Source organism: Paraburkholderia phymatum, assembly GCF_040965635.1.
Taxonomy (GTDB): Bacteria; Pseudomonadota; Gammaproteobacteria; order Burkholderiales; family Burkholderiaceae; genus Paraburkholderia; species Paraburkholderia phymatum_B.
Genome location: NZ_JBFRCH010000027.1, coordinates 76,260 through 89,887, shown reverse-complemented (window position 1 = coordinate 89,887; position 13,628 = coordinate 76,260). Strand labels below are relative to the sequence as shown.

Sequence of the window (13,628 nt, the reverse complement as noted above, 5' to 3'; positions counted from 1 at the left end):
TGTGATATGACAACGAAACCTGCCCATGATGGACCCATTCTCGTGACGGGTGCGGGAGGCGCGATTGGTGGCATTGGCCGCAACGTGACAACGTCATTGCTCGCGAAGGGCTATAAAGTGCGGGCGCTGGTCCGCAAGGAAGACGAACGCGCTGACGAGTTGCGCCGCCTTGGCGCTGAAGTCGTGGTCGGCGATCTGACCGATCTCGCCTCGATGCATCGCGCGATCGAAGGCTGTTCGCGCGTCTATTTCGGCATGTCCGTCTCTGCGGCCTACCTCGAAGCAACCGTCAATTTTGCTGCCGTGGCGCGCCATCATGGCGTCGAAGCGATCGTGAACATGTCGCAGATGACAGTCACGGAAATGAGCATCACGCAGACGACCGATAGTCCCCAACATAAACTGCACTGGCTCGCCGAGCAGGTCTTGCAATGGTCGGGGTTGCCCGTCGTCACGGTGCGGCCGACGGCGTTTCTGGAGAGCTTCTTCCTGACGCTTGGCGCGGCCGGCGTGCGCGATAACGACGAACTCGCGCTGCCGCTCGGCAGCAGCAAGACGTCGCCCATTTCAGCCGTTGACGTCGCGAATGCGGTATCGGTGATTCTCGAAGACCCGGCGCCGCATATCGGCAAGATCTATAACCTGACGGGTCTCGAGTCAACGGATCTCGAGCAGGCCGCGCGCGTCTTTTCGGAAGCGCTCGGCCGCCCCATCCGTTACCGGAATGTGCCTGTCGCGCCGTGGGCCGACAAATTGCGCGAACTCGGTATTCCCGCTCACGTCGTCGATCATCTTGCCGTGATGGCCGACCTGCACGCCCAAGGACGATACGACCGCATGACGAACGACCTGTTCGATCTCACTGGCCGTATGCCCATGAGCATGTACGACTTCGTGAGACTGCACATCGCGGACTTCACGCGCAACGCAGCACGCTGATCGAAGCCGGAGACCGATCCCATGTCAAAAGACACGCCCCAATCCTCATCGCGCCGGCACTTCGTCGGTATGGCCGCCGCGGCGCTCGCGGCAGGCTCGCTGAGCCGGCTCGCCTTCGCGGATACGAGCCCGGCAATCGGCAAGATCACGGAACCCGCAAACGGCGACAAGTCCGCGCTTCGCCCGTTCCGCGTTCACGTTCCCGACTCGCAGCTCGTCGACATGCGGCGTCGCATCAAGGCCACGCGCTGGCCCGATCGCGAGACGGTGCCCGACGAATCGCAGGGCATTCAGCTTTCCGCCATTCAGGGGCTCGCTCAATACTGGGCGACCGGCTACGACTGGCGCAAATGCGAAGCGCGGCTGAATTCGTATCCGCAGTTCATCACTGAGATCGACGGGCTCGACATCCACTTCATCCATGTGCGGTCGAAACACGAAAACGCGATGCCGTTGATCGTGACGCACGGCTGGCCCGGCTCGGTCATCGAACAGTTCAAGATCATCGACCCGCTCGTCAATCCGACCGCGTACGGCGCACCGGCTTCGGACGCATTTCACCTTGTGATTCCATCATTGCCAGGTTACGGCTTTTCGGCGCGACCCACGACGACGGGCTGGGGACCGGAGCGCACCGCGCGCGCGTGGGTCACGTTGATGAAACGGCTCGGCTATGAACGCTTTGCTTCGCAGGGCGGCGATCTCGGCGGCATTGTCACGAACATCATGGGCAAACAGGCGCCGCCCGAGTTGATCGGCATTCACGTGAATTTCCCTGCCTCCGTTCCGGCCGAGATACTGAAGTCGCTGGCGGCGGGCGACCCGATGCCTGCCGGCTTATCGGACGAGGAGAAGCACGCGTACGAGCAATTGAGCGCCAACTTCAAGAAGAAGCGCGGCTACGCGTTCGAAATGGCCACGCGCCCGCAGACGCTCTACGGACTCGCCGACTCGCCCGTCGCGTTGGCGTCCTGGCTGCTCGATCATGGCGATGGCTATGGCCAGCCCGCGGCGGCGCTGAGCGCGGCCGTGCTCGGTCATCCCGTCAATGGTCATTCGGCAGGCGCGCTGACGCGAGACGACATACTCGACGACATCACGCTTTACTGGCTGACCAACACGGGTATTTCGGCGGCGCGCTTCTATTGGGAATCGCACGCGAACTTCTTCCTCGCGGCCGACGTCAACGTGCCTGCCGCTGTGAGCGCGTTTCCGGGTGAAAACTACCAGGCGCCGAAGAGCTGGACCGAAAAGGCGTATCACAACCTGATTTACTTCAACAAGCCCGAAACGGGTGGCCACTTTGCGGCATGGGAAGAACCGATGATCTTCGCGAATGAAGTGCGCACGGGGTTGAGGCCCTTGCGTGCGTAATGTGCTAAGCGCTCCGATGCGCATGCGTCGGAGCGCTCGTCGTTTGGTTCGGTCATTGTCGACGAACCCTAGCGTATGTCTGATATTCCTCGAAAGATGGCGACATTGCCACTTCCGCCCGTTTCACCAAAGCCCGATGATCAGGCGAAATTCCATTGCTGGTTCCCGAATATGACGGCAAACGCCTACTTCTCGACAAACCTGCTGCTTGCCTACGCAGCGTATTTCGTTGGCACCGCGAGTCCCGGGCCGAGCAACCTTGCAATCATCTCCATCGCGGCCAGTCACGGCAGGAAGGCGGCGCTGATGTTCGCACTCGGTGTCATCTCAGGGTCGATGTTTTGGGCGACGGTGGCAACGTTAGGCGTGTCGTCTGTCCTGATCGCCTATTCTCAACTCGTTACCGCAGTCAAGATTTTTGGTGGTCTGTATCTCTTGTGGCTCGCCTTCAAATCCGGACGCAATGCGCTTGCGGCTTCGGCTATGTCGGTAGTGGAGGCGGGACGAACACCGACCTTGACGAGCGTCTACTCCCGCGGAGTGATGCTCCATCTCACCAATCCCAAAGCCATCCTCGTGTGGGTTTCGATTGTTGCTCTATCGTCGAACGGCACAGGGCCTACCCATAGTGCTCTGGTTATGGGCTGTGCGGCCATCGGATGTCTGGTGTTCGGCAGTTATGCACTGCTGTTTTCGACGGATTCGGCTCGCAGGATGTACGCGCGGACCCGCCGCGCCCTGGAAGGATGCCTGGCCGTAGTATTCGGGCTTGCCGGCATCCGACTCCTGGCGTCGCATCTGTAGAGCGCTATCAATCGCTCCATCGAAAGCGGATCGCCGGTGTCTTCAGAAGGGTGCCTTGCAGTTTGGCTTTCCGCTGCTTTCGTGAAAAAACAAGAATGCTGTTCCGCGACTGCCGTTCGGAAAGCCGTACCTCGACGACCGGTTCACGCAAACCACCCGTTGGAATGACGGCTTCTATGTGTAGCGCAAACGGAAACTGTTGGCCGCTCGCACCCGTTGAACTCAACACCACATAGCAGACGCTGGCTCGGACCGGATGTTCTTGAACAACAGCTTTCGGCGAAGTCGGCGAACGCGTACAGTCGGCCCATCAACGGCCGTTCATCGGCAACTCCTTGTCGGACGCTCGAGCGTCCCTTCTGCTTCCGAAAACTGCCTCTTGCCCGATACGGGACGACGTATCGGGGATGAGCCGCGCGCCGTCCCATGCCTGGAATTCGCGCAGGCCCTCACCCTCCCGACCCGGCACGCCTGGAGTCATCTTGTACCCGGGCCTTGCTATCGCCTGCCGGGCAGCTCTTCACGTGATCGATGAATGCGCGGAGCTTCGGCAGGATCTGCCGGCGGCCTGGATAGTAGAGAAACACGCCCGGTATCACCGGCGCGAACGGCTCCAGCACTTGCACGAGTTTTCCCGCTTTCAATGCCTCGGCGGCCATCGGCTCGGGTATCTGGGCAAGGCCTATGCCTTCGATCGCGGCGCCGAGCATGGTGGGAAAGTCACTGGCGATGAGCGGGCCGGATACAGCGATCTCGATCGTGTTGCCGTTGTCGTTATCGTTGAATGACCATAGCGCGAGCGCGCCGCTGGATCGCCGCCATCGCAAGCATGCGTGCTGGCGCAGATCGTCCGTTTGCCTGGGCCTGCCGCGCCCTTCGAAGTAGGCTGGGCTGCCGACGACGATGAGACGAAACGGTGGCGTCAACGGCACCGCGATCATGTCGTCGGCAATGAACTGACCCAGCCGGATGCCGGCGTCAAATCCTTCCGCTGCAAGATCGATCAGCTCCTTGCCGGCCGCGATCTCCACCTCGACTTCGGGATACGCCTTGCAGAAGGATGCGATCAGTGGCTCCAGCAGGATCGGCACCACCGCGCGCGGCACGGAAAGACGCAACAATCCGGCGGGCCGCTGGCCGAGTCCCCGAGCAACCTCGCTTGCGGCAACAAGCTCCTCGAAGGCAGGCTTTGCGCGCGAGAGAAACCGTTCGCCTGCTTCCGTGAGGCCAACGCTACGCGTGGTGCGGATGAAGAGCGCTGCGCCAATGCGCGTTTCCAGTACACGCACCGCCTGACTGATGGCCGACGGCGTCACGCCGAGTTCCGCGGCTGCCCTGCGAAAACTCCGATGCTGGGCCACGCTCAAGAACGCCTCCACACCATCGAGCGCTCCCTGTCTGACTGTGAAGTTCTGCTTCATGGCCCATCAACATTGTGATGAATAGTCGTTCACGCAAGACGATGGTACATCTAACGTGCAAATCAGGAGTGAGGAGCCTTGCAATGACTGATGCACTTGATGGTGTGCGCGACCACTATCGCGCGACTGGCCTGACCGAGCGGCTGAAGGCCGCGCTCACGGTTCTTGGACCCGAGGATCAGCCGCTCACACCGCAGCAACTGGTCGCGCTCGACCAGTTTCACACCCGTGGGTTCGCAGCGACGGCCGAGCTTGCAGAACTGGCTGGTATCACCGCCGACATGTCGGTGCTGGACGTCGGCTCGGGCGTTGGCGGCCCGGCCCGTCTGATCGCTGCAACCTGTGGCTGCCACGTGACGGGTATCGATCTGAGCGAAGCGTTCGTGGATGCCGCACGCTATCTCACCCGGCGAACAGGGCTGAGCGAACAGGTGTCGTTCCATGCTGCCAGCGCGCTGGAACTTCCCTTCGACGGCAGCCATTTCGACGCCGTATTGCTGCAGCACGTGGCGATGAACATCTCCGGGCGCGCCCGGCTTTACCGGGAGATAGCGCGCGTGCTGAAGCCACGCGGCAGCTTTGCGACGTTCGACATCGTCGCAAACGGTGGCGAACCGTACTACCCCGTTCCCTGGGCACGAACTCCGTCAACAAGCTTTCTGCTGACGGCCGATGCAACGCGCGAGGCGATCGAACAGGCGGGCTTTCACACGCTGGTATGGCAAGACGACGCCGAGGCCGCCAAGGCGTGGTTCACCCAGCTGCGTGCGTCAGGGCCGCCACCCTCGCCAAATCTCGGCGTGGTGATGGGGCCGGACTTCGCACAGCTTTCCGCGAACCTCGCGCGAAGTCTTATGGAAGGGCGACTCGGCATCTTCACCGGGGTGTTCGAGGCCGCATCCGCGAAGACACACATTCAACTGGAGAGCCAATGATGAGCACCGCCCATGTTCCCGCTGGTATCGTTCCGCCGCGTCCCGCCTGGCGCATCATGCTTTGGATCGTCCCGCTGACAGCCTTGTGGATTGCGTTGATCTACTGGCAGCCAGTTATCCCGGACAGCGGCGTTCCAACCACCGCCCACCAGCTGATGGCTCATGCGTTTATCGCGGTCGGCTTGTGGCTCGGCCTCGAAAGCACTGACCTGACGCCGAACCAACGCCGCGCGACCTGGCTCGCGATCATGATCACAGACACGCTCTGGTTTGCGGTCGTCTGGAGCGCGGCGATCAATGGCGTCTTTCACCTCGACGCCTCACCGCGGTCTGTGCCGTGGCTGCCGTTGGCGATCTTCCTGCCGGTGATGATCGGCGCGCCGTTGTTACTGTTGTCGAAGCGGGTGGGGCAGGTGCTCGACGCGATGCCGGCGAGCTGGCTCATCGCGCTTCAGCTTTACCGGGTATTCGGCAGCTGGGCGCTTGCTGCGTGGCTGCGTGGGGTGCTGCCCGGCGTGTTTGCGTTGCCGGCGGGAACCGGCGATCTGCTGACCGGCCTGTCCGCCGTGCCGGCGGCAATCGCGGTGGCGAGCGGTACAGCGCAAGGGCGGAGGGCGGCGATCGCCTGGAACCTCTTCGGCCTCGCCGATTTCGCAGTCGCACTTACCTTTGGGCTGATCACCTCGCCCGGCCGGTTCCAGTTGATCGTTCCAAATGTGCCGGGCATTGGTGCCGGCGCTTATCCGAATGTGCTGACCCCTGCTTTCGTGGTACCAGGCTCGATCCTGCTGCACGTGCTGTCGCTGCGCCAGCTGATCCGACGACGTGCTTGCTGATCTTCTTCCTATCCATCCATGCGCCAGACGACAACTGGCAGGAGGGCAACATGTCACCTGAACTTCTCTTCCGGTTGCATCTCGTTCTGGGGTATGTCACCTGGCTGCCTTGCTTCGGTGTGTACGTCTGGCCCAGGCTCAAGTCGATGGACCCACTTGAAGCGCAACGCGCGATCGCCACCTTGCACAGCTTCCGTTTCTTCGGGCTGGCCTTCATCCTGCCGGGCGTCGTCAGTCCCGATCTGCCGGCCAGCTTCGCGATGTTCGCCGCATATGGCGACTTCGCAACGGGAGTGCTGGCGCTGCTGGCGCTACTCACGGCACGCATACGCCCGTTCTTCTGGTCGTTCGTCGTACCTTCAATCTTGTGGGGGCGATCGACCTCATCCTCGACTACTACCACGCTACCCTGGCCGATCTACCTGCGCGTGCGGGAGAGCTGGGCGCCATGTACGCGATTCCGATCATCTACGTGCCCGTGCTGGCGATTACGCATGTTGCCGCCCTCCATCTCCTGCTGCGACGACAGCCCAAGGCGGTTCGAAGCTACTGGTCGTTCCGTAAGCCATGAAATTTCCAAAGCGCAGCTTGCTTCTGGCCGGTGGCGATGATGCCATGCCCCACTGACCGCAACATGGCCGATGAGCGGAAGGCGTGAGCATGAACGAATGGTTGAATCCGCATTTGAGAACGGACGTTCGGAGCACAAATACCCGATGGGCTGCAACGGCTCCGGGTACTGACGCTGGTGATCGGCATTTCAGAGGCGACCGACTCCCGGCAGCACTCAGCAGATAGCGAGGTATAGCCGAGCGCGCGACGTGCTTCTGCGAGCGACCGCTGAATCGTAGTCCTGCGCTACAGGTCAGTGGCAGACAGCGGTATACGTCCACCGATGCCGTGGACTGCTTTCGCCTGCGCAGCCTCCAACAGTCGGCGCTTGCCAAGCTCGAAGGCCAACATCAATTGCCTTGGGGTGCGATTCGCAGCGCCGAGTTTTTCGCATACGACTTCACAAGGTAGCGCAAAAGCGCAGTACCCCCAACCGAAGCCGTAGACCGAAAACAGGACTGTAGAGTCGCCGCAAAGGATGGGCGCTGTCATATTCGTGCCGGGTTGGTCCATTGCTCGCGTTCGGCTTCCGATGGCTGTGTTCCTGGATTCTTGCACGGTGACCTTACAAAAATTCACGTGACGGTGATGAGCTGCCGTACGCTAACTCCGTCACTCGGTCATTCGAGCGGCGGCTACGCTCAAACAGCGGACCTTAAATGCTATGTGGGAGGGCAGCGGCAGTAAGCCCGACCGGAGTAAAACGGGACTTGTACACTCGTTTTCTCCGAAGGAGCACGCAAATGGGGATGCGCCTGACACCGCCCCTCCGTGGGCAGCGTTCAACATACGCAGTAGCCAGTCCGTGAAAGGATCTCTCACCTCATTCACGGATGACCTGGATACGCCCCGCCTTGACTGCTGCTTTCAAAACCGTCCAGTCTGCCTCATTTTGTTCTGCGTATGCGAGTGCAAATCGCACGATGGCTTCGTCGAATGCGTCCGACTTTCCTACATATCCGCTAAGCAACGCGGGATCGCCTGCTTTCGCCATCGAATGAGCCAGCGCATGAGCGCACGAAACCGCATACTCGTCGAGATCTTCAACGTCGAAGGCGGTGAAGTCGAATGCGCCCTTCATGTCGCGCAATTGCCGAACATAAAAGTCGTTGCCCGAGTGGCGCATCTTCGACCACCCGAGAAAAATGTCGCTGGCCGACTGCAGCAGACGCTGCCCGTTCACGACACGCTGGCCGTGATTGGAGTAGCGGCTCGGCGGCAGGTAATCCTCCAGCACAGAAGACCGCGCCTCCTTGAGCTGAAGGAACAGTGGGCACTGTCCGTCGGCCATGAAAAGCGCCTCGTAGCAACGCGTTCCCACCGACCCGATGCCTACAACGCGAATGGCAACGTCCACCAGTTCATAGCGATCGAACAGTGCGCGCCTGTCATCGGGAAGCGTTAGCCGGTAGTCGGCGAAGAAGCTCCGGACCAGCGCATCGTACCGTTTATGATCGTGCTGGCTCTCCAGCGGGATGTGGTACACGAGCGGAGGTACGTCCTTGATGCGCAGCTTGCCGTTGACCAGTTCAGTTGCATGAGTCATCACGGAACGCGACGACTGTTGCCTCGCCTTGTCGATCACGGCCAGTTCCTTCCTCCTTTCCACCACCGAATCGGCAATGGCCAGCATGCTCGCCGCCTTGAACTGGCAGTACCAGACGTCCAGCGTGTCCATGCGGCTGAACTCGGCGATCCGTTGCCGGAAGGTCCCGCATAGCCGACGCACCACGCCGCGCTGGTCACGCAGCGCGAATCCGCGTTCGCGCGCAGCGATCACGAATGATGTGGCCAGCCTGCGCACATCCCAGTCGAATGGACCAGGCAGCGTTTCGTCGAAGTCGTTGGGGCCGAAGAGAATGCGCCGCTCCGGGCTTGCGAACAGTCCGAAATTAGCGAGATGCGCATCGCCCCCCAGTTGCACGATCACGTCCGAATGCGGCAGCTTCGACAGATCGTGCGCCATCAACGGCGCAGCGCCGCGATAGAACGCGAACGGACCCGCGACCATCCGCCCATAGCGGATGGGTATCAGTTCTGTCACCCGGCCTACATTGGAAGCGTCGAGCAGTGCAATGGGATCGCGATCTGCGATCTTGCAGTCCGCCAGCTTCGCGCGCGGCACTTTACTGCGCGCCGCCTTGCCCTGCCCGACGCGCGCAGCCAACGAGCCACGCCCCGCAAATAGCATGGACGGATCTTCTTGCTTGGGATCAGCGCGATCCGTGGCGGGCTCGGCGCGCTTTGCGGCAGCGGAATCAGGCACGCATCACTCCTTTTTTCCATTCAAGGTCGAAGCGACCTTCCGTCATTTCGCTTTGCTTCATTCCGGTTTGGTACCCGGCGAAGGTGCGGACGCAGGAGGCGAACTATCGCGTAGTGCGTCAATCGCGGCATCGACTGTCGCAAATATCTCGCGATGCGCGCTGCCCGCACGCAGTGCTTTATACCGTTCGATTTCATGCCGCACGCCCGTCGGAAGCGCAACCGCGGCGATGCCTACTCCACGCCTGTCAAGCTCCGCACCCACCTCGATCAATTTCTTGCCCGCCGTGTAGTCGATGTTGTTGATCTCCGATGCGTCGATCACCACCCAGCGCAACGGCACGCTCGCCTCGTTGACGAGTTTCAGCACTTCCTCCGTGAAGCGTCCCGTGTTCGCATAGAACAGGTCCGCCTCGAACCGGTAGACAACGATGCCGGGCGCCGCGAGCAGATTCGGCTCGACGTGATGTGGGACCCAGTGGCCGGCAGGACTGCGCGTCAACACGCGCGTACGCAGGCGGTAGCTATGCCGCGCGTGCGCGATCAGCGACAGCACGACGGCAGCGAGAATGCCGTGCATCACATCGACGAACACGACCACGCACGCCGTGAGCAACGCGACGACGAATTCGTCCTTCTGCATACGATACAGTTCGGTCATGCCCTTCACGTCGATCAGCTTCACGCCGATCATGAAGACGATGGCCGACAATACGGCGGCAGGCAGAAGACTCAGCGGCCTCGTGAGGAATAGCAGCACCAGCAGCACGATGACGGCCGTCGTCAGATGGGCGACCTGGGTGCGCCCGCCTGCATCGTCAACCATCTCGGTCTTGGTCGGACTGCCGTTCACGACGAAGGTGCCCGTGAACGCTGCTGCCGCGTTCGCGGCAGCAAGCCCGATGATGTCGGCATTGTCGTCGCCCTTCTCGTTGTAGCGGTTCGCGTACGCGCGCGCCGTCGCAGCGCTCTGAGCGATGATGACGATGAAGCACGAGGCGGCCGTCGCCAGCACCTGGTTGAGCTCGCCCACATGCAACGGCGGCAGGAACAGCGACGGGAGGCCGCCCGGCACTTCGCCCGTTACCGCGATGCCATGTCCGGCGAAATTGAACACGCCGCTTGCCACGATGGAACCGATCACGGCGATTAGCGCGCCCGGCGCGCGAGGCGCAATACGCTTGCAACCGATGATCACGACGAGGACGGCAATCGAAAGCACCGTGGTCGGATAGTTCGCCGCGGCGACGCGCTGGAACACGGACACGATCTGCATCAACGGGCCATGCCCCTGCTTCGCGAGTCCGATCAGCCCGGCAAGCTCGCCTGCCGCGACCTGGACGCCCACGCCTGTCAGGAAACCGATCAATGCGCTGCGAGAAAGGAAGTCGGCAAGAAAACCCAGACGAAAGATGCGCGCAATCACCAGCATCACGGCAACCGTCAAGGCAACCGTACTCGTCAGGCCGACATATTCCTTGCTGCCCAACGCGGCGACAGCCGTCAGCGTACCCGCGAGAATAGCGGCTGTCGCGGAGTCCGCAGCGACGACCAGTTGACGCGACGCACCAAGGACCACGAACGCCACGAGCGGCAGCAGGATCGTATAAAGGCCCGTGACCGTGGGCGTGCCGGCAATCTTCGTGTACCCCATCACCTCGGGAATGCCGAGCGCTGCCAGCGTGATCCCGGCGACGATGTCGTGCGGCAGTTGCGCGGGATTGACGGGCAAAAGCCCCTGCAGGAAGGGCATGTGATGCAGATGAGACGGCGTCGGAGCTGCGGGTTTCATGTCGCTGCCTCCACTGTTGTCGTGAGCTTGCTGACCAGCGCATTGGCGATGATGTCATCGGCAATGACTACGTTGGATGCGCCGGCGCTCTCGAACAACCCTTTTCTCAAGGGGCTTTCGCCGGGTACTGCAATCGCGAGCGAAGCGTTCAGCGTATGGGCCAGCAGTGTGATCGCCAGATTGTTATTGCTGTCGGGTGTCGTCACGACCATTGCCTTTGCGCTGTCCAGCCGCGCACCCTTGAGCACGTCGTCGAACGCGTCCGGCGAGCCGAGCACGACCAGGTGGCCGCTATCGGCCGCCCGGTCGGCCTGATCCTGATCGCCCACGAGGACGAGCACCGTCTCGCCCGCTTCATGCAGGCGATTTGAGACCAGTTCTCCGAGCGAATGGAATCCGACCACCACGACATGATTGGCGAGTTGTTCGAGCTTGCGTTCCATGATCCTGTTCTCCCGATAAGCCATCACGTCGTCGCCCGATAGCATGCCCGTGAGCCTCGAAACCGCGAATCCGCCGACCAGCAGTGTCGCGACCATGGCCAGCAGCATGAAGACCTTTTGAGGCTGATTGAACTCGCCAAAGGCACCGAGTGTCGTGACGAGGTTGACCCCATCCCACAGAGCCGTAAACATTTTGTTGGGGAAAGAGGTATTGGACTGATCGAGGATGACCAACCCAGTGGCGGCGCTGCCGAGCAGCAGGACGAGAAGGCCGATCGTGTGGCGCGCGCGGCGGCGCCATTCTCGAACACGGATGACCCCAAGGCGAGGCTCATCGACACGGAAGATCCACATGGTTACCTCGTATAGTGAATCTGATCGAGACAACAGCGAACCCAACGTCAAGCAAACAAGTTCCCCATTTTTGGCTCACAATAGTCGAGCAGCTCGAACGATTCACTCCGCCAGGGAAGCGTCGCGCCCTCCAGGGCTGGTAGTCTCGGCAAGCCATCGGACGCGGCTAGTGTTGCCATATAGGCTATACGGTATATACGCTTATTTCTAGCGTGAACAACCGGTTGTGCGGCGTATTGCCTGCTTTCCCGTAAAAGCATCGCAGCCTCAGTCAGTTCTTGCTTGCCTGTTCACTTGAGATAGGCCATCGAGCCCAGCGAGGCATCGTCAGCTCAATGACCGAACGGCGTGCAAAAAGGGGCGAACGTGAACACGATCGGCGGGTTAACTTCGGATCTTGCGACGTGGCTGACCCAGCGCATATAAGTCCGCGCACAGTGATGCGCGCGTGACTGCACCCCGCTGCGGGAAGCTAAGTAAAGACTTTATCGAAGCAGCGACGGAACGCCGTGTCGACGCACTGCAGTCGCTCGACTCGCCGACTGGAGGGCAGCTGTCAAGGAACAAAGGTCGTTCGCATGATCACATGAAGAAGTGACAAGCACTCCGCCGATGCGAGCATTGGCGACGTTCGACACACCGGCAAAGCGATTCCACCAATCCGTTGCGTCGACCGGTTGAATCCGCAGCCGAGCGCACCCGTTTGCTGACCCGCGCAAACAACCCGGTGACGCTGTTACGTTCAGCGCTTGAGATCGCGACAGGTTCAGCTACCGATGGCTCGCACCCGTCGTGATGCTGCGCGCATTCTTCGGCACTTCTGCTCTTCTAACCATTGCAGTGATTCCTGCACGACTTCGGGCGGCACCTCGTTGAATGACGCGCTGCGAATCAGGGTCTCGCTTGCGGCAATGTCGTTGAACTGTCCCAGCTTGTTCTGCACGGACGTCAACTCCTTGATGGCGCGACCGTGCCCGCCTTTGATAACTGGTTGAAAAAACTCGAGCAGGTACCTCAGCTTTTTTCCCGCCTTTCGAACGTTGTGAAGATCTTCCTCGTGGGCGGTCTCGCTACGCGCTGCCCGCCTGCTTCGCTTTCGAAGTGCACGCTGCGCCAGACGAACACGCTTCTCGGCGAACGCTCGAATCGGAAGATCGTTGCAACTCGACCGCAGTGTGGTCTGCGCGCGAAGCAGGACATCGTTCAAAAACGCCTCGATATGGTCGCTCTTGATCATCGTCTGGCTATGCACCACCGCCTGTGCGCGCTTCTCGCGCGCCGCGGCCACGAGCAGTTCGATCGATGCACCTGACTCCTGGGCGGCTCTCAGGAGATCGCCTGCGATGTCCCAATCACGCGTTCCGCCCGCCACCGCAGCAAGACGCTTGAATTCTTCGGTGGCTGCGTGGTGGCTTCTTCTCCGAGGTAGGGGGAGTACGCCCAGTACAAGGCACGAAGCTTTCTGAATGCGACTCGAAGCTGATGAAATCCCTCTGCATCGCTCTCTGTGGATAGCTCTTTCGCCCTTTGCACTGCCTCGGCTACCACCGGCGTCGCCAGTGATGAGAAGGTACTGGCGATAGAACTCGATTTTGACAGTGATGAACCGGCCGGCCGCCGGTCGAATTTGAAGAGAGTGTTTAGGCGCGGCAAGGGCCAGTCACCATCCATATCCATTTCAGCCTCGAGTCGGACAAAAAAATAGTTCTACCCAGACCTTACCATGCTCATCTCCGAGCGCCGCGATCTTCGTTGACGTTTTGATAGATCGTTTTTTGAGGTGTGGCGCGTACGCCGCCCTCCCTTCGTGATATCGCCAGGCTTCTGATCTTCTGTATTAGGATACGCAGCTA

10 protein-coding genes and 1 pseudogene are annotated in these 13,628 nt (G+C 60.9%); 6 read left to right on the top strand and 5 right to left on the bottom strand.

The genetic code is table 11. The annotated features are described in order from the left end of the window. The 3 genes from AB4Y32_RS30995 to AB4Y32_RS30985 form a co-directional block, all read left to right on the top strand. Positions 1 to 939 (top strand): NmrA family NAD(P)-binding protein (locus AB4Y32_RS30995; protein WP_368724967.1); only part of this gene is annotated, 939 nt, incomplete at its 5' end. Positions 940 to 960: 21 nt separating this feature from the next. Continuing rightward, positions 961 to 2,313 carry an alpha/beta fold hydrolase gene (locus tag AB4Y32_RS30990; RefSeq protein WP_368724966.1) on the top strand — a complete coding sequence of 451 codons (1,353 nt, stop codon included), beginning with the start codon at positions 961 to 963 and terminating at the stop codon, positions 2,311 to 2,313. Positions 2,314 to 2,484: 171 nt separating this feature from the next. Next, positions 2,485 to 3,117: a LysE family translocator gene (locus AB4Y32_RS30985; protein WP_368724973.1), complete on the top strand. Its 633-nt coding sequence runs from the start codon at positions 2,485 to 2,487 to the stop codon at positions 3,115 to 3,117. A gap of 449 nt (positions 3,118 to 3,566) precedes the next feature. On the opposite strand, the gene AB4Y32_RS30980 is transcribed toward AB4Y32_RS30985, so the two are convergent. Beyond that, complete coding sequence (locus AB4Y32_RS30980; protein WP_368724965.1) at positions 3,567 to 4,538, bottom strand: LysR family transcriptional regulator; 972 nt, start codon at positions 4,536 to 4,538, stop codon at positions 3,567 to 3,569. Between the two features lie 83 nt (positions 4,539 to 4,621). Between AB4Y32_RS30980 and AB4Y32_RS30975 the strand changes: the two genes are divergently transcribed. Genes AB4Y32_RS30975 through AB4Y32_RS30965 form a run of 3 tightly spaced genes read left to right on the top strand, consistent with a single transcriptional unit; the run spans position 4,622 to position 6,920 of the window. Further along, complete coding sequence (locus AB4Y32_RS30975; RefSeq protein WP_368724964.1) at positions 4,622 to 5,473, top strand: class I SAM-dependent methyltransferase; 852 nt, start codon at positions 4,622 to 4,624, stop codon at positions 5,471 to 5,473. Further along, positions 5,470 to 6,309, top strand: coding sequence for an MFS transporter (locus tag AB4Y32_RS30970; RefSeq protein ID WP_368724963.1), 840 nt, complete (start codon positions 5,470 to 5,472; stop codon positions 6,307 to 6,309). Before AB4Y32_RS30975 ends, AB4Y32_RS30970 begins: the two co-directional genes overlap by 4 nt. Then, the gene (locus tag AB4Y32_RS30965; protein ID WP_368724962.1) at positions 6,303 to 6,920 is read left to right on the top strand and encodes a hypothetical protein; all 618 of its coding nucleotides are present in this window, start codon (positions 6,303 to 6,305) and stop codon (positions 6,918 to 6,920) included. The genes AB4Y32_RS30970 and AB4Y32_RS30965 overlap by 7 nt, the downstream gene beginning before the upstream one ends. 824 nt (positions 6,921 to 7,744) lie before the next feature. On the opposite strand, the gene AB4Y32_RS30960 is transcribed toward AB4Y32_RS30965, so the two are convergent. The 4 genes and pseudogenes from AB4Y32_RS30960 to AB4Y32_RS30945 all read right to left on the bottom strand — a co-directional run bounded on the left by AB4Y32_RS30960 (position 7,745) and on the right by AB4Y32_RS30945 (position 13,446). After that, positions 7,745 to 9,112: a DUF2252 domain-containing protein gene (locus AB4Y32_RS30960; RefSeq protein WP_368724972.1), complete on the bottom strand. Its 1,368-nt coding sequence runs from the start codon at positions 9,110 to 9,112 to the stop codon at positions 7,745 to 7,747. Positions 9,113 to 9,244: 132 nt separating this feature from the next. Beyond that, entirely contained in the window at positions 9,245 to 10,978 is a 1,734-nt protein-coding gene (locus AB4Y32_RS30955) for a SulP family inorganic anion transporter (RefSeq protein ID WP_368724961.1), read from the bottom strand. Next, positions 10,975 to 11,775, bottom strand: coding sequence for a TrkA family potassium uptake protein (locus tag AB4Y32_RS30950; RefSeq protein WP_368724960.1), 801 nt, complete (start codon positions 11,773 to 11,775; stop codon positions 10,975 to 10,977). Before AB4Y32_RS30950 ends, AB4Y32_RS30955 begins: the two co-directional genes overlap by 4 nt. A 766-nt stretch (positions 11,776 to 12,541) precedes the next feature. Beyond that, positions 12,542 to 13,446: pseudogene (locus AB4Y32_RS30945) on the bottom strand (CHAD domain-containing protein). Between the last annotated feature and the right edge of the window lie 182 nt (positions 13,447 to 13,628).